The sequence below is a fragment of the Acinetobacter sp. YH12236 genome (assembly GCF_013417645.1).
Taxonomy (GTDB): domain Bacteria; phylum Pseudomonadota; class Gammaproteobacteria; order Pseudomonadales; family Moraxellaceae; genus Acinetobacter.
The window spans coordinates 163611-182010 of record NZ_VPDM01000002.1; the positions used below are offsets into that span (position 1 = coordinate 163611).

Consider the following 18400-nt stretch of genomic DNA (forward strand, 5'->3'; position numbering starts at 1 on the left):
ATGAGAAGTTATTCAAAATGCAGCCATTTTGTTATGATGTGGGCAATATCAAAGATAGATAGGAAAGTGAATGACGACCTTAAAAAATGATCGTTTTCTGCGCGCATTGTTACGTGAACCTGTAGATACTACCCCTGTATGGATGATGCGTCAGGCAGGCCGTTATTTACCAGAATATCGAGAAACACGTGCCAAAGCAGGGGATTTCCTTTCTCTTTGCAAAAATACTGAATTTGCCTGTGAAGTGACTTTGCAGCCTTTACGCCGTTATGAGCTGGATGCAGCCATTTTATTTTCTGACATTCTGACTGTACCAGATGCTTTAGGTCTGGGTCTTTATTTTGAAGCAGGTGAAGGTCCGAAATTCCACAAAACTGTGCGGACTGAACAGGATGTGGCTAATTTATCCAAATTTAATGCCAAGTCTGACCTTGATTATGTAATGAATGCAGTATCGACTATTCGTTCGGCTTTGGGGGGGCAAGTACCATTGATCGGCTTCTCCGGCAGCCCGTGGACCTTGGCGACGTATATGGTTGAAGGGGGTTCGAGTAAAGATTTCCGCTTCACTAAAAACATGATGTACGCACAGCCAGAAGTTCTGCATGCTTTATTAGAACGTTTAGCAGATGCTGTGACTGAATATCTGAATGCCCAGATCGATGCCGGTGCTCAGGCAGTGCAGATTTTCGATAGTTGGGGCGGTGCACTTGCGCATCGTGAATATATTGAATTTTCACTCAATTATATGCAGAAAATTGTGGCAGGTTTGCAACGTGAAAAAGATGGCCGCAAGATTCCAGTGATTCTGTTTACCAAAGGTGGTGGCCAATGGCTAGAGCCTATGGTCGCGACCGGTGCAGATGCTTTTGGTCTGGACTGGACTACACCGCTTAATGTTGCGCGTCAGACTGTTGCAGGCCGTGCCGCACTACAAGGCAACCTGGATCCGGCAACTTTATATGGCACTCCAGACGCGATTGCTAAAGCAACCAAGTTGATGCTGGATGATGCCTATGCTAACGGTGAAAAAACCGGTTATGTAGCCAACTTAGGTCATGGCATTACCCAGTGGGTGGATCCAGCCAATCCTAAAGTATTTATTGATACCGTACATGAGTACAGCGCTAAATACCTTTAGGATGTAAACCTTGATCGACTTTTTTAAATCAGGGTTTGAATTTATCTATAAGGCAGCTTCGGCTGCCTTATTTGGGATTCTGCTCCTGCTTGCTTTTGCACAAACCGCATCAATGGGTAGTGAACTATTTTACGGTTTCTATCGCTATGACTATCTATTATTTTTCGCTTTACTGATTCAGGTGGTATTGCTCTATACCAAACTGGAATCCTGGGCCGAAGCCAAAGTAATTGCCTTGTTCCATATCATGGCGATGGTCATGGAAATTTTCCTGACCCATCCGGCGATTGCATCCTGGCAATATCCACAACCTGCGATTTTTAAAATACTGACGGTGCCTTTATTTGCGGGTTTTATGTATTCGGCTGTCGGCAGTTTTTTTGCACGTTCCTTACGCTTATACCAAGTTTCATTTGAAAAATTGCCGCGCTTTAGCCACATGCTGGCCTTGGCAGTCTTGTCCTACATCAACTTCATGAGCAAATTCTTTATTCCGGACTATCGCTTGCTGTTATTTGTCTGGAGTGTAGTGATGTTCTGGAAAACCAGAATTCGATTTCAGTTGAATCAGCATGCTTTTCAGCTGCCGATGTTACCTGTCCTGTTGATTTTGGCCTTTATTATCTGGGTGGCTGAGAACATCAGTACCTTTTATCAGATCTGGCTATATCCAAGCCAGGTAGAAAAATGGCACATGGTCGGTTGGGGCAAGCTCGGTTCCTGGTATTTACTTTTATTGCTCAGTCTGGTGCTGGTATTAAAGATTCTAGGACAGCGTAATTCTCAAGGTAACTGGAGCCTAAAAACCCGGTAAAATTATTCTGTTTATCTTTATGTAAATTGGACATTTTTTTCATTGCGCCAAATTAGACTTCCCGCTACTCTCCTGAATGTGTAATGAAGATTACATCATTAGCGTAATAACAAAAGATGCATGAGAATAACCGGAGAATAAGTATGTTAAAAAAGATTATGCTCGCTGTGGTATTGGCAACGGGTTCTGGTATGGCGATGGCGGATAGAGATGTAGGTTGTGGTATTGGTAGCCAGGTATGGGCAGGCCAGTCAGGCATTATTCCTAAGCTGCTTGCAGGTACAACAAACGTCCTGTTTACTAACCAGTGGCTGGGTATTACTTTCGGTACTTTAGGATGTAGCCAGGGCGGTACAGTAACGGCTCAAGTCGTGACTTTTACCAATGAAAATGCTGAGGCATTGGCACGTGATATGGCCGTAGGTGAAGGTGAAAGCCTGAATGTACTGGCTGAACTGCTAAATATCAAGGCAGAAGACAAAGCACGTTTCTTCACTGTATCTAAGCAGAATTTCTCTGAAATCTATTCAGAAGAAAACCAGAATACTTTACAAGTGTTAAGTACTCTACAAACAGTCATGGCTAAAGATGAAGTATTAAAAGCTTATATCTAAGTATCGCTGTAAAAACCCTGCTGTCCTGGCAGGGTTTTCTTATAAATAAAAACTGAAAAGAACCGTTGACTGAATGAAATATGCTTTTTTGCTCTCAGCCTTGCTGTGGAGTCCCCTAAGTTTTGCATCCGAAATTTCTCCAGATATTCAAGCTTATCTAGAACAAGCCACACAAAAAAAATTGCACCAGACCGCGACCTGGCAGCGTTTGATGTATGTCAATGCTGAAGGAAAAAGTGAAGTCAGCTATGCTGGCTATTTTCTGGCAAAGCAGAGCAAGACAGACCTGCAACTTGAATTGGAGCAAAATATACAGGCATTGTTTGAGCCAGCAGAACCCAATCAGTCTGTACGATGTAAATTTCCGGCGCGTAGTCAGTGGTTAATGCAACAGCTGAATATTCCTGAACAGCAATTGCCTGAAGCGAGTTGCCCGGATTTTGAGCGCTGGATGAATGAAGTCAAGCCTTATCAAGCGACCCTGATTTATGCCACCGATTATATGGGTAATCCCAGCTCCATGTTTGGTCATACTTTGCTGCGTCTGGATCCCAAAGACCAGCAGCAACTGAATCTGGTTTCTTATGCAGTCAATTATGCTGCCACAGTTGACAGTAATGATAACTGGTCCTTTGCCTGGAAAGGGCTGACCGGACAATATCCGGGTGAATATTCCTTGATGCCGTATTACCGCAAAGTCAAGGAATATGGTGACTTTGAAAGCCGTGATTTATGGGAATATGAACTTAATCTGACGCCTGAAGAAACCGGGTTTCTGGTGAAGCATCTCTGGGAAATGCAACAAGTAAGTTTCCCTTATTATTTCATTAATGATAACTGTGCCTATCGTCTATTAGGGCTTTTTGATCTGGTGCGTCCTGAACTGAACTTGCAGCAGCAATTCGATACCGCCGCGATTCCGGTCGAAACTTTAAAAGTTGTGGAACAGCAGGGACTGATCAGGAAAAAGATTTACCGTCCGGCGCTGGAAACTCAATTGCTGGCTCAAGCCCGGCAACATGGCAAATCCTTGGCAAAAACTGCTCATCAGGTAGCCTATGCAGAAACCTCTGAAATGAAAGCCATAATGCAACATTATCCGGCTGAAGATCAGGCCAAGATTCTGGAAATGGCCTACGACCATTTATATCTGGATTTTCTTCGTCAAGAAGTCGATGAATCTTTTGCCCAACTGCGCTTTCGCAAATTATTGGGCCTAAGAAGTCAGTTGGCGATAGACAAACAGCGTCAGCAGCCAGAGCGTCCAAAAATAGATCCGGTTCAAAGCCATCATGCCCGAAATATCGTTCTTGAAACTGGGCAAGTACAGGGTGAGACTTTTGTGCAGTTGGGGCATCGTCAGGCTTATCACGACCTCATGGATCCGCAAGGCGGGCTGCGTACAGGAACCCAATTATTATTCCTTGATGGTGCATTGCAGTATCGTGATGACCGCGTGAAGCTGGAGCATCTGGATCTACTTACAGTAAATTCCTATAACCCGATCAATGCATTTAAAGCGCCGTTATCTTGGGGTTTTAGTCTGGGCTGGAAACAGGAAGCACTGGATCAGCATGGTCAGTTTAGTACCGAGCAGCAGCATGGTGTAGCCAATTTTCAGGTTCAGGGTGGCTATAGCTGGGCAAATGAAGCACGTGAACATCTCTGCTATGTGCAATTACAAAATCATGTACAGGCCGGAAAAGCGCTAGACGAAGGATGGCGTATCGGTATGGGCCCAACTGTCGGTTGCCAGAATATCTGGACAGATCAGATCAATAGTCTGGTACAGGTGGAATTACCGTATTGGGAAGACTCCCATCAGTGGCAGCTGAAATTAAAAAGCCAGTTACAATATGCATGGAATGCACAAAATGCCATTCGGGCGGGCTGGGAATATCAGCAACAGGAATCGAAAGGCTGGGAAAAATGGAGTCTGGGTTTAGTCCATTATTTTTAATTTGGCTAACATGACCTCGAATATTGAGTAAATGAAGTTTATAGATCAAATGACTTGTATTTGAATGTTTAAAATAAATTCATGTTCGGAGACTTCTACCGATATTATCAAAGATTGTATTCAGTAATTGGGTTAAAATGCCTGAATATTGTTGTATTTGTCACATAATATCACTGCGAATCGCAAAGTATCGGGAAAAGTTATATGAATAATGAGTGTATGGCTATGCTGGCGGAGCAGTGGGAGCAGATCTGTCAAAATTATTCATCGGATGATTTGCTACACGCATTTCAGTTTATTCAAGACCACTCTTTGGTACTGGTAGAAGAATTCTATAAAAATATGCTTCTGGAAGAAGAAGCATCTCAGTATTTTACTGATGAGCTGATTCAGCAGCGTTTACGCGATACTTTACATCAATGGCTTTCAGAAAGTTTTAGTGTAGCGCTGAATAAGCGTTATGCAGAGGCTGTGCAAAAACAGAATATCGTTGGACATGTGCATGCACGCGTCGGGATTCCATCCTGGCTGATTATGCGCGGTGTACGAGAAATTCAGCGCAAAATGTTTGAATTGCTGAGTTTAAATCCGCAGCCGAACATGCTTACTACCTGTAGTTATATTGTACAAATCATGGGATTTGCCACAGAAATTATGTGTCGTTCCTATGAGGCGAAATCAGTTCAGAATCAGGAAATGAAGCACAGTTACCGGGTATTTTCTGCAATGCAAGATGTCGCGGTACAAAAAGATAAACAGCGCAGTTCATTGCTGGATTGGGAAAATGAGCTGATGTTCAAGGTCTTTTCTGGAACTACAGGCATTAGACATCAAATGCTGTCCAAGTCAGAATTTGGCTTATGGTTTATTCATAAGGCGTCTTATGCCTTTACCGGTTCTGATCAGGTCGATTTAATTATCGAGCGAATTTATCAGATCGATACGCTGAATCAGGCAGTGCTGGAATGTACTGAAAAAGATCAGATGCTGAATCTGATTCAAAGTATTCGTGACTTAAACCGTGAAATACAGCACTTGGTCGATCAATTATTCCAGGTTGCAGATTACATCGAATCTGGAAATGACTCTCTAACCCAGTTATTGAATCGCCGTTATTTAAATACCATTATTTCACGTGAAATCAATTTCTCTCGTGATAACCAGACACCATTATCCTTGCTAGCGATTGATGCCGACTTCTTCAAAGCCATTAATGATAAATATGGTCATGCAGCCGGCGATCTGGCCTTAAAATTTATTGCTGATGCCCTACAGAAATACATTCAGGGCAGTGACTATGCGTTCCGTGTCGGTGGTGAGGAATTCCTGCTGCTGCTGGTCGATTCCGATGAAAGACGTGCACTGAATATTGCTGAAAATATTCGTAAATATGTAGAGCATGGCTTGATCAGTACGGCTCAAGGACAGCAATTTAGACTCACGGTTAGTATCGGCTGTGCGCTATTTGATGGTCACCCAGATTACCAAAGATTCCTGGATGCCGCAGATGCTGCACTGTATATGGCTAAAAATACAGGGCGTAACCGGGTCTATCTGGCGCAACCTTCTCAAATTCAGGGCACACAAAAAGCATCTGTCTAATTTGAAATTTGCTGCTGAATTGCAGCCTGAAATTGCTGTTTTTGTCGCACATATTCGGGATGGACTTTGGCTTCATCCCATTTTTGTTTAAATATTTTCGCTGCAGCAGCTTTAACCGGATCTTCAGAACTGCGCGGCAATTCCTCACGCCCATGCGCACCACTTAAACCCTTTTTATCATCTGGAACTGGCCCATCGTATTTTTTGCCGCCTTTGTGATTGGCATAACGCCGGGCACGGGTATAACCCATTTGTAAAAACTTGCGTGCCATATCGGCACCGACGAAATCTTCCTGTTTTAAATATTCCAGAAATAGGGCATAAATTTTTTCACTACTGGCTTGGGCTTTTTCAGCATCTGCAAAACGCCAGTGGGGCAGAATTTCCGACTTATAAGGCTCTACTAAAAGCACGCCTTGCTCACCGTGTCCGATCCGGTATAAGTCCGGCCGTTTACGGAAATCAATTTTTTTAAAATCTAGACTATAGTCAAAACTATTTGAATGAACACGTGAAGGGCGTTTAGGCGGATCAGGCTGTTTTCTACTCATGGCTGTTTCCAGAATTTATACACTTGGATCATGCAGCTTTCTAAACAAAAGATCTGTATTTAAACATGGCAGGAAATGTAGTCAGGAAATTAATTATGCAGCATCAATTTGTTTATTTTTAAAACTAGGGAAGTTAAGTTAATGAGACAACTTTTTGAAAAGAATGTAGGGATAAAATTTTAAGAAATTGAATGAATACGTAGAAAAGTTAAGGAATTGATTGCAAAATTCCTTAACTGATGAAGATATTGAATTCGTACTTATCTTTTAACTTTCTACCACGACATAATATTTTTTAACGGCTTCAACCACTTCAAAAGTGCCAATAAAACCGGGTGGAATAATGCCGGCTTCACCTGCCTTGATTTCAACAAAGGATTGTCTTTGAGCATCATGTAAACGGACGATCCCTTCGATTACCTGAAAGAATTCCTGTTTATTCTCGGCAAATACGATATTCCACGCACCCACTTCACATTGCCAGATTCCGCAATCCATATTGGGATGTTGATAGGCACTCTGGGTCAGGCGTTTAGGATTGCCTTTAACCAGCCGGTCTGGCCGTGGATAATCGATACTTTCTTCAGCCTGGCCTAAACCTTGACCCGCAATCCAAATAGATGGCATTTTCATAACCTCATCGTGTAAAAAAGCCCCAATATCAATTGAGGCTTTCATGTATGAATCTATATTAATAACTTTCTGGTACAGCGCCTAAAAACTCACGGCGGACTTCTTTATCGGTTTTAAAGTCACCGATAAATGACACCGTACGCGTCGTCGATTCCTGTTTGCCAACACCACGCATCATCATACACATATGTGCTGAATCAATCATCACAGCCACACCACGTGCATTGGTGACTTCAGCAACCGCTTCTGCGATTTGCTGGGTCAGATTTTCCTGAATCTGCAAACGACGGGCAAACATTTCAGTAATTCGGGCAAATTTAGACAGCCCCAATACCTTGCCTTCAGGTAAATAGGCAATATGTACACGGCCATAAAATGGCAATAAATGGTGTTCGCAGAGTGAATAAAATTCGATATTTTTCACTAAAACCATTTCACGGTTATCTGATGGAAAAACCGCACTATTGGTCACTTCTTCCAGAGTCTGGCTATAACCTGAGGTTAAATACGAAAACGCTTTCGCAGCACGCACGGGCGTATCTTTGAGACCAGGGCGATTGAGATCTTCACCAACGGCAGTAAGAATGTTTGCGTAAGATTGCTGCATAGTCATATGACGTATTCACTTAAACTGAGAATGAACAAGGACGGCATTGTAGCAGAAATCTTTTACAATGCCTTATTTTGGGGGTAAATCCGCTTACTGTTTAAACTTTGGATTTTTTTCTGCACGTTTTAGCAAAACTAAAACTGCGCCAGTGCCACCCTGTTTTTCAGGCGCACTGACAAAGGCCAGAACATCACGGTGCTGACGTAACCAGCCGTTGACATAAGTTTTTAAAATCGCTTCCGGCCCTTTGCCATGTACGATCTTGATCACGTTCTGGTTTTCATCTTTGGCGATCTGGATAATCTGAAGCACAGCCTGACGTGCCTCTTCGACCGTACAACCATGCAGGTCGACAGCTTCGAACCAGCGCAGATTGCCTGCTTTTAAATCTTCAAAAACCTTATGCTGCAAGGTCGCAATGCGGTAGCTTAAGCTCGCTTGACTGCCAACCGGATTGAGCATGGCTTGAGTATCAGACAGGACGGTTTCATCGGTATGCATGGGGCCTTCGGCAGCAGCACGCTTAGCCAAAGTTTGCGCATCGACTTTTTTCTTGGGAGATTTTTCTATTTTCGCAATATTGCCGGCATCAATTTTTTGTACGCCTTGCATCTGCTTGCGAAATAGATCGAGGTCTTCCTCCTGTTCCTGCTCCGCTGTTTTCACGACAGGGGCAACAGGTTCAGCCTTAGGCTGAGGATGACTAATTTGCTTTTTAAGATCTTTGAGTAAATTGTACTGATCTTTAGAAAGCGAAGAATCGTGTTTGCTCATAATCTGGAAACGGGGGAGATACTGAATTTGGTAAATTATAGTCTTAAATGACTGAAAGGAGAAATGAATTGCACTAAATACAACATATCCCAAACCCAGCATTAATTTCTCAATAGTTTTCTAAGATTGTATAGCTTGATGAACTTTAAATAGAAAATAATTCATGAATATTCTCCTTTTATCATCTTAACAGTTGCCTCGATGGAACATCTCTCTTTAAATATAAATCAATCAAACCTGGAAAATAAAAAAATGAGTTATTCAGGCAGTTGTTTGTGTGGCGATGTCCAGTTCAAAGTAAATACGAATATTCAGGCCATGTATCATTGTCACTGCAGTTTATGTCGTAAACAGAGTGGTACGGCCGCAAATGCAGCAACTTTAGTTCATCAGCAATATTTTGAATGGACCTCAGAACAGACTTCAATTTCCTGCTATCAAAAAGAGACCGGATTTCGTTCTCATTTTTGTCAACACTGTGGCTCGCCTGTACCGAATCAGGTAGGTACAATTGCATTGATCTGGATTCCTTTAGGGCTTCTGGATCAAGCACCCAAAATTCAGCACAGACTGAGTTTTTGTCTGAACTCGAAGGTGGATTGGGCAGATGAAATCAAGGCGGATGAGTCCTATTCTGAACTGCCAGAATTTGAAAAATTAATCTCTTATTTTGATCATTCAACTCAGTATTAAATGAATTTGGTTAATAGAAATAAAAAAAAGCCCCATGCTGAGATGGGGCTTTTTTTATACTTAATATTTTAAACCGATTCAGGCTCACCGAATAAATCACGGAAAGCATGATCTGGACGTGGCTGTTTCATGAAACTTTCACCGACTAGGAAGGCATGAATATCATGTTCCTGCATCATCGAAACATCAGCAGGGGTCGCAATACCGCTTTCAGTGACCAGCAGGCGTGAAGGATCCAGTAATTTTTTCAGACGTAGTGATGTATTCAGGTCGACATCAAAAGTTTTTAAATTACGGTTGTTCACACCCAGCAGACAACGATCAGACAGTTTTAAAGCACGTCCTAATTCTTCTTCATCATGCACTTCAACCAGTACATCCAGATTATGCTCAAATGCGGTTTTAGACATTTCTTCTAACTGCTGATCAGATAGACAGGCCACGATCAGCAAGATACAGTCTGCATGTAGTGCACGCGCTTCAATCACACCATAAGGATCGATCAGGAAATCTTTACGCAGCGCAGGCAAGTCACAGTGCGAACGGGCGATCTGAATATTTTCATCAGCACCCTGAAAAAAATCCACATCAGTCAGTACAGATAAACAGGCAGCGCCGGCATCCTGATATTGCGCCGCAATTTCTGCAGGATTGAAGTTTTCACGAATCACGCCTTTGGACGGAGAAGCCTTTTTAATTTCAGCGATTACACCCGGACGTTTAGACATTAAAGATTGAGCAAAACCACGTACAGGTGTCGCGCCTTGAGCTAACTCTTCTATATCCTTATAGCTTTTCTGCTTCAAACGAAGAGCGAACTCTTCTTTCTTACGATCAACAATTTTACCCAAAATTGTATTTGCAATATCAACCATGATTCAAATTCCTGACCGTATTAAGCTTCATATTGTTTGATGGTTTTGGTGAATTCAGACAGCACGCTCATTTTTTCCAGTGCCTGGCCACCATAAATAATATCGTGTGCCAATGCCACACCTTGCTTATAGCTTGAAGTCAGGCCTGATACATAAATACCAGCACCGGCATTTAGGGCAATCATATTGGCAGCCTTATGACCGATCTCAGATTTCTTCTTGCCTAAGGCATCTTTAATCAGAGCCAGACTTTCTGCTGAACTTTCAATAATTAAGCCAGTTAAGGTTTGCGATTCAATGTCGACCTGTTCAGGAATGATTTCCCATTCAGTGATTTCACCGTTTTTCAGCTCAGCCACATGCGTCGAAGAAGCCAGACTGATTTCATCTAAGCCATCACGTGAATGTACGACCATGACATGTTCAGCACCGAGCTGTTTCATGACTTCTGCAATTGGGCGGCAAAGTTCATTGGAAAATACCCCGATGACCAAACGTTTTACGCCGGCCGGATTCGTAAGCGGGCCGAGCAGGTTGAAAATACTGCGAATACCCAGTTCTTTACGTGGACCAATCGCATATTTCATGGCTTTGTGATGATTCGGTGCGAACAGGAAGCCCACACCAATATCACGGATACAGCGTTCGGTTTGCTGCATATTCAAATCAAGATTAATGCCTGCCTGTTCCAGTAAATCTGAAGAGCCTGATTTGGTAGAAACACCACGGTTACCATGTTTGGCAATCGTTGCACCAGCTGCTGCAATTACAAAGGCTGAAGCGGTAGATACGTTAAACAGGTTTTGTCCATCACCGCCTGTACCGACGATATCCACCAGATGAGGGACATCACTGACATCAATTTTGGTTGCCAGTTCACGCATGACACGTGCTGCAGCAGTAATCTCGTCAATACTTTCGCCTTTCAGGCGTAGACCCATGAGCAGAGCACCGATCTGGGCATCGGTTGCTTCGCCAGACATAATGGTGCGCATCACGTCTTCCATTTGTTCCTGAGTCAGGTGAATGTTTTTAGTAATATTGCTTAAAGCTTGTTGAATATTCATGACTTGCGTTTTGCCCATTATGCGTAAATTTCAAGAAAGTTTTTAAAGATCTGATGACCATGCTGGCTCAGGATTGATTCCGGATGGAACTGCACGCCTTCAATCGGTAGTGTCTTATGTTTAATCCCCATGATTTCTTCCATAGAGCCATCTTCTTCATTGGTCCAGCAGGTCACTTCCAGGCATTCTGGTAAAGTGGCCTGATCAATCACCAGCGAGTGGTAACGCGTCGCAGAGAAAGGATTCGGTAGGTTGCTGAAAATACCTTTATCACTGTGATACATATCAGACAAACGACCATGCATGACGCGTTTGGCACGAATAATATCGCCGTCAAAAGCCTGACCAATACTTTGATGTCCCAAACAAACACCGAGCAGGGGAATCTTGCCGCCAAAATGCTGAATGGCAGGAATCGAAATTCCCGCTTCACTTGGCGAACATGGACCAGGACCAATCACCAGATACTTGGGTTGCCATCGCTCAATATCCTCCAATGTCACGGCATCATTGCGGACTACTTTTACTTCTTGATTCAGTTCGCCAAAATACTGGACGATGTTATAAGTAAAGGAGTCATAGTTGTCGATCATTAGAAGCATGAGCTTAACCTATTGAAATTATTGCACTTAACTGTGCTAAAGTGATCCAGATTGAGCTTTATCGGGACTTGTTGCAAGTCTAGGGAATACACGACTAAATCGTTGATTTCATTGTGTGAAAATAAAGCACGCCTCATCATAGCAAAAAATAGCCACATCGGGCGCAATAATTTTTCAATTTTCAGCCTGGTGAGTAGCTCACAGCCTTTTAAATATTTTAAATGTGCGTATAAGTAATTAACTGACGAAAAGTAAGTTTAAATAAATATCGCAGTTATTATTTTTTTAAATTAAAAATAAATAGGTTTTAAATTATTAAAGTAATGATGCTGAAAAAAACATCATTTGAATAATAATGCATGGGATAAATCAAACGATAAGATCGGCAATTTGAATAAAAGTGACTCAAAATAGTGATATTTTTAAGTACATAAACCTACATATTGCGCTTTGTAACTGGTAAAAATTAACCAGAATTAAACGAAATTGAATATTTTTTAAACTAAATTAGCATAAAAACGCAAATCCTCACTGAAAAGTGCTCCTATTCTTACCTAATATGAAATCGTCGCACTATTTAGGTGCGCTAAAAAAATACCTGCAACAAATCTCAGGAAGAATGCTTGAATATAGTGCATTTAGTTTAAGTCACAGTATAATAGCGACAAGGTATTTTTATCTTCCTATGTTTTCTTATAAAGATTTCAAGATTTTAGATATACTTTTAAAAGTTGGTACGCTAATTGCTTAATAGATACCAACTTCTAACACGCACTTTGCGAGTGCAACAAAAAACATCGGAGCAAAATGAGCATGGCGAACAAGGTCCTTCAACTCATACAAGAAAGTGGCGCGAAATGGGTCGATTTTCGCTTTACTGATACCAAGGGTAAAGAACAGCACGTTACTTATCCAGCAGACAGTATTGATGAAGATACGTTTGAAGACGGCAAAATGTTTGACGGTTCTTCAATCGCAGGTTGGAAAGGCATCGAAGCATCGGACATGATCTTACGTCCAGATGCAGAAACAGGTTTCATCGACCCGTTCTTTGCAGAGCCAACTGTTGTTGTGACTTGTGACGTTATCGAACCATCAACTGGTCAAGGTTATGAACGTGACCCACGTTCGATTGCTCGCCGTGCAGAAGAATACCTGAAATCTACAGGTATCGGTGATACTGCATTCTTCGGTCCAGAACCAGAATTCTTCGTATTTGACGAAGTGAAATGGGACATCGACATGTCTGGCGCGCGCCACACATTGATCGCTGAAGAAGCTGCTTGGTCTACTGGTAAAGATTACGAAGCAGGTAACTCAGGTCACCGTCCACGTGTTAAAGGTGGTTATTTCCCAGTTCCTCCTGTTGATTCTCATCAAGATATGCGTGCAGACATGTGTGCAAAAATTGAAGAAATCATGGGCCCAGGTCGTGTAGAAGTGCATCACCACGAAGTTGCATCTTGCCAGTTAGAAATTGGCGTGAGCTTCAACACAATGGTTCGTAAAGCTGACGAAGTACAACAGTTCAAATATGCTGTTTGGAACGTTGCGCACCAATACGCTAAAACTGCAACCTTTATGCCTAAACCAATGGTAGGCGACAACGGTTCTGGTATGCACGTTCACATGTCGATCTCTAAAGATGGCAAGAACCTGTTTGCTGGTGATGAATATGCAGGCCTTTCAGAAATGGCATTGTACTTCATCGGTGGTGTGATCAAACATGCTCGTTCATTGAATGCGATCACTAACCCATCTACAAACTCATACAAACGTTTGGTACCTCACTTCGAAGCACCGATTATGCTTGCTTACTCAGCGCGTAACCGTTCAGCTTCTATCCGTATTCCTTATGTTTCTAGCCCTAAAGGCAAACGTATCGAAGCACGTTTCCCTGATCCAATGATGAACCCGTACCTAGGTTTCGCTGCATTGTTGATGGCGGGTATCGACGGTATCCAAAACAAAATTCACCCAGGTGAAGCTGCTGACAAGAACCTGTACGATCTTCCTCCTGAAGAAGAAGCGAAAATCCCTACAGTGGCACACAGCCTTGAAATGGCACTTGAATCTCTTAAAGAAGATCATGACTACCTGCTTAAAGGTGGCGTGTTTACTAAAGAAATGCTTGATGCTTACATCGAACTTAAGACTGAAGATGTACGTCGTCTGAACACGACTACTCACCCAGTTGAATTCGACATGTACTACAGCCTGTAATTCTGATCTGAATTTCACTGTAAAAAAGACCCGCCTTTGTGCGGGTTTTTTTGTATGATGCTGTTATTGATCAAAGATATGAAGTTATGGCACAACGTAAAAGACATACCGGCTTTTTTCCCTGGATTGATCCTCAGGATCATAGCAAAGGCTTTAAACTGAATTTTTCTGAAGTGACCTATGTAGAAGTAGCGCGTACACCTGAGGGTTATAAGCAGGTCGAGTTTGTGGCATTACGTCATCCTGAGCTGGCTCTGAACTATGACTATCCACAAAGTTTTTATCTCACCACAGATGGCATGATTTTGAAAAAGCTGCCAAGTGGAAAGTATGAAGTGATTGCCAAGACAGATAATGCCTAATCGTGAAGTTGATAACGTTGTGAGTGTAAAATTTAAAAATCTGCATGGACCGCATATACCCGCCGCGCTTCGAGAATGGCTGTATGCCTCGGGATCATTGACGCAGCAGTTAACAGATCTGGCCGGTGGACAGTTTCGGGTAGAACCACAGCACGAACATTTTCAGCGTCTGGAATTTGTGGATGCGCGGTGGATGCAGATGCCACATCAGCATACGTCCTGGGTGCGAGAAAGTTATTTATATGGCTGTGAAGAGCATCCATGGGTCAAAGCAAAAAGTATATTTCCGATATTAAGCTTGCAAAAACGTGCGCGGATTTTTCAGCACATTGGATCGAAGCCTATTGGCTGGCTATTATTCCAGCGGACCAATCCACAGTGTGAGCGACGTGTGATTTATCTGGAAGAGGGTTGGACCCGTCAGAGCTGCTATACTTGGCATGGTTGTAAATTTATCGTACAAGAAACATTTTTACCGGCATTTGAACACTTTATACAAAATCAACAGGCTTAACTTGATATGGCAACTGCACAAGCAATTACCTGGCGTGAACGTCTGAGCGCCTATTATTATCTTTGTCGTTTTGATAAGCCAATTGGCACAGAGCTGGTCTTTTGGCCGACCATGTGGGCGCTATGGGTCGCAGCAAAAGGTGTTCCTGATCTCAGTATTCTGGTGCTGATGATTCTAGGTGTAATTTTTATGCGTGCAGCGGGCTGTGCCATTAATGACTTTGCCGACCGTAAAGTGGATGCTCATGTGGAGCGTACCAAAACCCGTCCCTTAGCCACCGGTATTATTAGTGCTAAAGAAGCAGTGATGGTCTTTCTGGTGCTCGTCGCAGCCAGTGCCTGCCTGTTATTTTTCCTGCCGATTGAAACCTTTTACTGGTCATTTGGCGCGTTATTTTTAGCGTTCATTTATCCATTTATGAAACGCTATACCCATTTGCCGCAGGTATTTTTGGGAGCTGCGTTTTCCTGGTCCATTCCTATGGCCTATACCGCAGTCGGGCAGACACCGGACTTAACCTGCTGGTTACTGTATTTTGGCAATCTGGCTTGGACTGTGGCGTATGACACGCAATATGCAATTACCGATCGTGAATACGATTTAAAGATTGGGGTAAAATCCACAGCCATTTTATTTGGTCAACATGATATTCAGATCATTAGTGCCTTACAGGCTCTAAGTCTGGTCTTGATTGGCGCAGCATTATGGATTGAGGATTTGCTGATTCCATTTGGCCTGATGGGGCTTCTAGCCGTCGCAATTGATTTTATTTATCAATGGTCAAAAACTCGAGATAAGGACCCGCAGCGCTGTTTCTGGGCTTTCCGTCATAACCGTTGGGTGGGGCTGATGATTTTTCTTGGAATCTTTGCCGCGCTTCTGTAACTGCACCTTGTCGATTCATAACAAAAGCATCCTATAAGGGTGCTTTTTTTTATGCTTAATTCAAGATTCTTCATGAAAATCATAAACAACAATAAGGGATTAGAATATGAATAATGTAGTGAAAAACGGTTTCAAAAAAACCTGTCTGGCACTGGTATGTTCCATGTCATTGTTCATGACTGCGTGTAATGACGATGATAATGATTCGTTCCGACCACAGGAAAGGGTATTTTTAAGTCAACAGTCTTATGATGAGGATACCTTGCCTGAAGCATCGGATATTCAAGTCATACGCTATAATATGCCAAACGTAAATGGTGAACGGGCTGAAGCGACAGCCATGGTGTTTTATCCAAATATACCTCAACCTCAAGACGGATGGAGGGTGGTGGTTTGGGAACATGGCACGGTGGGTAGCGGTGATTCTTGTGCACCAAGTAATAACCAGCTGAATAATAATTTTAGAGGATTGGCCAGCAGCTTGCTTGCACAGGGATATGTGATTGTTGCACCCGATTATGAAGGATTAGGTACTCGGGGGATCCATCCTTATTTAAATTTAAAAAGTGCCGCACAATCGGCTATCTATGCAGTAAGAGCCTTTAAAGAACAGCAAGGAAATCGATTTAATGGTGCCTGGGTCTCAGTGGGACAATCCCAGGGAGGACATGCATCACTTGCCACAGCCCAGTTTGCTGATGAAGATCCAAATTATAAGGCAGCAGTTGCAGCAGCTCCGGCCTCAAGTCTGGGTTATATTATCAGTGAAGTAGCACCGCAAGCGCTTAGTGCTTTGGTTGAGGCTGGACAAGATAATGCTGCGAAAGCGGTCTATGCAGAATTATTGGCATATGCGGCTTATGTGGCTGTAGGGATTAAAGCTTATGAACCAGGCTTTAACTATCGCAATATATTTTCAAGCCGTGCAGGGATTGTGGCTGAAAAGGCAGAAGGCACGACTGGAGAAAATGGACTTTGTTTAGGGCCGCTGATTACTGAATATATGCAAGATATTGATGATTATCTGGTGAATAATCCGGAAAAAACGGTCGTGGACTATCCGGGATTAGTAGAAAACTTCCAGAATAATTCGTCGGTTGAAAAGTTCCTTCAGAATAATCAGCCTGCAACTGAAAAAATTAATGTTCCTGTGATGATCATTCAAGGTACTACAGATAGGGCTGTTCCGTATCCAGTGACAAATACTTTACAACAAGGCTTGGAAGATATGGGAACCGCAGTGACTTTTGTACCGGTACAAGACGCATCACATACCGAGGCCATTGTACAAAGCAGAACCCAGCTGCTGACCTTTATTAATACCTATATGCCTTCAGGTATTTCTGTCAATCCTTAATCCTAAAAGGAGCTTCGGCTCCTTTTTATTCCTTGTGATGCTAGGCCTTGAGCAATCATTTAAGTTTGTTATAGTGGCTTAAGATTATAGGTTATCAGTGTAGGCTCGTTATGTCGGAACAGACAAAACCCCGCAGTATCAAAAAACTGCTTATCTTTGGAACCTTGGCTTTATGTGTTCCGATTTTTTTGGTGACCATGGCATTTCTGGCTGTTAATAGTGATGCGAAAAATCAGGAAAAATATAAACAGCAACAGGCTGACATGATTGCCCGGATTGAAGCACGCGAAGCGGCTGAAAAATCAAAGGCAGAGCAGGAGACTCAAGCAACTCAAGCTGCTTCCGAAGCTGAAACAAATTCCTCTCATTAAACTATTTATCTCAAATCTCTTTGAAGCTGCCGGATCGTTGGAATTTCAGTGTAGCGGATGACTGTGTAGCCGGCAGCAATCAGCATCGCATCGCGTTCCGCATCTTCCTGTTCCTTGCCAATATGGCTAGGGTCATCCAGTTCTATAATCGCCACCACATTATATTCCCGGTCCATCACCACAAAATCGGTCACTTTACGGTTGAACTTGCTGCGCATTTTCATATTGTCATGTGTGATCAAAGCACTAAATGCGACCTGTGCCAGAATGTGATGATGCGGAAAAGCATCTTTCAGGCGAGTAAACATCTTGCTTTCGAAAGCTGTAATGACACGCTTGGGATAGAATTTCGTCTGGCGGGTAAACAGATGAGGGAAGAATAGGCAAATTAAGGCAAAGCTTGCCAGACAGCCAATCACAAAGAATATAAACTGACTCAAATCAAACACGGATCATAAAAGAGAAAAGAATAAAAAAACCCACTTCGTAATGAGTGGGTTTTTTCAGAATCTTGGCTCTCCCACCTGGGCTCGAACCAGGGACCTGCGGATTAACAGTCCGTCGCTCTACCGACTGAGCTATGGGAGAATAGATTGGCTCTCCAACCTGGGCTCGAACCAGGGACCTGCGGATTAACAGTCCGTCGCTCTACCGACTGAGCTATTGGAGAATCTGAAAGCGATTATAGAGAGATTTAAAAAGGGGTCAAGGCACTTTTATAAAAAAGCTGAAAAAACTGAATCAAGTGTTTT

General features: G+C 42.7%; 20 protein-coding genes and 2 tRNA genes. 12 read left to right on the forward strand and 10 right to left on the reverse strand.

Going from position 1 to position 18400, the window contains the following annotated elements; all coding sequences use genetic code 11:
• Nucleotides 1-70 precede the first annotated feature (70 nt).
• From hemE to FTV14_RS01905, 5 genes are all read left to right on the forward strand, one after another.
• Nucleotides 71-1141: a uroporphyrinogen decarboxylase gene (gene hemE, locus FTV14_RS01885; RefSeq protein WP_180053196.1), complete on the forward strand. Its 1071-nt coding sequence runs from the start codon at nucleotides 71-73 to the stop codon at nucleotides 1139-1141.
• A 10-nt stretch (nucleotides 1142-1151) separates the two neighbouring features.
• On the forward strand, nucleotides 1152-1955 hold the full coding sequence (locus FTV14_RS01890) for a DUF817 family protein (protein WP_179992058.1): 804 nt from the start codon (nucleotides 1152-1154) through the stop codon (nucleotides 1953-1955).
• Nucleotides 1956-2098: 143 nt separating this feature from the next.
• Complete coding sequence (locus FTV14_RS01895) at nucleotides 2099-2569, forward strand: DUF3015 family protein (RefSeq protein ID WP_004782788.1); 471 nt, start codon at nucleotides 2099-2101, stop codon at nucleotides 2567-2569.
• Nucleotides 2570-2642: 73 nt separating this feature from the next.
• Nucleotides 2643-4529 carry a DUF4105 domain-containing protein gene (locus tag FTV14_RS01900; protein WP_180053197.1) on the forward strand — a complete coding sequence of 629 codons (1887 nt, stop codon included), beginning with the start codon at nucleotides 2643-2645 and terminating at the stop codon, nucleotides 4527-4529.
• Between the two features lie 204 nt (nucleotides 4530-4733).
• Nucleotides 4734-6131, forward strand: a complete 1398-nt coding sequence (locus FTV14_RS01905) for a diguanylate cyclase (RefSeq protein ID WP_180053198.1) — start codon at nucleotides 4734-4736, stop codon at nucleotides 6129-6131.
• On the opposite strand, the gene FTV14_RS01910 is transcribed toward FTV14_RS01905, so the two are convergent.
• From FTV14_RS01910 to FTV14_RS01925, 4 genes are all read right to left on the reverse strand, one after another.
• Nucleotides 6128-6682 carry a DUF4385 domain-containing protein gene (locus FTV14_RS01910; protein ID WP_180053199.1) on the reverse strand — a complete coding sequence of 185 codons (555 nt, stop codon included), beginning with the start codon at nucleotides 6680-6682 and terminating at the stop codon, nucleotides 6128-6130. The genes FTV14_RS01905 and FTV14_RS01910 overlap by 4 nt on opposite strands.
• A gap of 267 nt (nucleotides 6683-6949) precedes the next feature.
• Nucleotides 6950-7309, reverse strand: coding sequence for a cupin domain-containing protein (locus tag FTV14_RS01915; protein ID WP_180053200.1), 360 nt, complete (start codon nucleotides 7307-7309; stop codon nucleotides 6950-6952).
• Between the two features lie 64 nt (nucleotides 7310-7373).
• Nucleotides 7374-7922, reverse strand: coding sequence for a GTP cyclohydrolase I FolE (folE, locus tag FTV14_RS01920; protein WP_171064799.1), 549 nt, complete (start codon nucleotides 7920-7922; stop codon nucleotides 7374-7376).
• Between the two features lie 93 nt (nucleotides 7923-8015).
• Entirely contained in the window at nucleotides 8016-8699 is a 684-nt protein-coding gene (locus tag FTV14_RS01925; RefSeq protein ID WP_034590020.1) for a Smr/MutS family protein, read from the reverse strand.
• A 252-nt stretch (nucleotides 8700-8951) separates the two neighbouring features.
• Between FTV14_RS01925 and FTV14_RS01930 the strand changes: the two genes are divergently transcribed.
• Nucleotides 8952-9392: a GFA family protein gene (locus tag FTV14_RS01930; protein WP_159124403.1), complete on the forward strand. Its 441-nt coding sequence runs from the start codon at nucleotides 8952-8954 to the stop codon at nucleotides 9390-9392.
• Nucleotides 9393-9460: 68 nt separating this feature from the next.
• Here the strand turns inward: FTV14_RS01930 and trpC are convergent, their stop codons facing one another.
• From trpC to FTV14_RS01945, 3 genes are read right to left on the reverse strand one after another with little or no spacing between them, the layout of a single operon-like run.
• Nucleotides 9461-10267, reverse strand: a complete 807-nt coding sequence (gene trpC / locus FTV14_RS01935) for an indole-3-glycerol phosphate synthase TrpC (RefSeq protein WP_159124402.1) — start codon at nucleotides 10265-10267, stop codon at nucleotides 9461-9463.
• Nucleotides 10268-10287: 20 nt separating this feature from the next.
• Entirely contained in the window at nucleotides 10288-11334 is a 1047-nt protein-coding gene (gene trpD, locus FTV14_RS01940) for an anthranilate phosphoribosyltransferase (RefSeq protein WP_034590018.1), read from the reverse strand.
• A gap of 17 nt (nucleotides 11335-11351) precedes the next feature.
• The gene (locus tag FTV14_RS01945) at nucleotides 11352-11936 is read right to left on the reverse strand and encodes an aminodeoxychorismate/anthranilate synthase component II (RefSeq protein WP_218948144.1); all 585 of its coding nucleotides are present in this window, start codon (nucleotides 11934-11936) and stop codon (nucleotides 11352-11354) included.
• 807 nt (nucleotides 11937-12743) lie between these two features.
• Between FTV14_RS01945 and glnA the strand changes: the two genes are divergently transcribed.
• From glnA to FTV14_RS01975, 6 genes are all read left to right on the forward strand, one after another.
• Entirely contained in the window at nucleotides 12744-14159 is a 1416-nt protein-coding gene (glnA, locus tag FTV14_RS01950; protein ID WP_171064793.1) for a type I glutamate--ammonia ligase, read from the forward strand.
• An 86-nt stretch (nucleotides 14160-14245) separates the two neighbouring features.
• The gene (locus tag FTV14_RS01955; protein ID WP_179992003.1) at nucleotides 14246-14521 is read left to right on the forward strand and encodes a hypothetical protein; all 276 of its coding nucleotides are present in this window, start codon (nucleotides 14246-14248) and stop codon (nucleotides 14519-14521) included.
• Nucleotides 14514-15035: a chorismate lyase gene (locus FTV14_RS01960; RefSeq protein WP_257219740.1), complete on the forward strand. Its 522-nt coding sequence runs from the start codon at nucleotides 14514-14516 to the stop codon at nucleotides 15033-15035. The genes FTV14_RS01955 and FTV14_RS01960 overlap by 8 nt, the downstream gene beginning before the upstream one ends.
• Before the next feature lie 6 nt (nucleotides 15036-15041).
• On the forward strand, nucleotides 15042-15920 hold the full coding sequence (gene ubiA, locus FTV14_RS01965; protein ID WP_180053201.1) for a 4-hydroxybenzoate octaprenyltransferase: 879 nt from the start codon (nucleotides 15042-15044) through the stop codon (nucleotides 15918-15920).
• Nucleotides 15921-16026: 106 nt separating this feature from the next.
• The gene (locus FTV14_RS01970) at nucleotides 16027-17277 is read left to right on the forward strand and encodes a lipase family protein (RefSeq protein ID WP_180053202.1); all 1251 of its coding nucleotides are present in this window, start codon (nucleotides 16027-16029) and stop codon (nucleotides 17275-17277) included.
• Between the two features lie 110 nt (nucleotides 17278-17387).
• On the forward strand, nucleotides 17388-17648 hold the full coding sequence (locus tag FTV14_RS01975; RefSeq protein WP_034702851.1) for a hypothetical protein: 261 nt from the start codon (nucleotides 17388-17390) through the stop codon (nucleotides 17646-17648).
• Between the two features lie 5 nt (nucleotides 17649-17653).
• Here FTV14_RS01975 and FTV14_RS01980 read toward each other — a convergent pair whose 3' ends face one another.
• The 3 genes from FTV14_RS01980 to FTV14_RS01990 form a co-directional block, all read right to left on the reverse strand.
• Nucleotides 17654-18097, reverse strand: a complete 444-nt coding sequence (locus FTV14_RS01980) for a DUF2726 domain-containing protein (protein WP_180053203.1) — start codon at nucleotides 18095-18097, stop codon at nucleotides 17654-17656.
• Between the two features lie 63 nt (nucleotides 18098-18160).
• Nucleotides 18161-18236, reverse strand: a tRNA-Asn gene (locus FTV14_RS01985).
• A gap of 6 nt (nucleotides 18237-18242) precedes the next feature.
• Nucleotides 18243-18318: transfer RNA gene (locus FTV14_RS01990), tRNA-Asn, on the reverse strand.
• Between the last annotated feature and the right edge of the window lie 82 nt (nucleotides 18319-18400).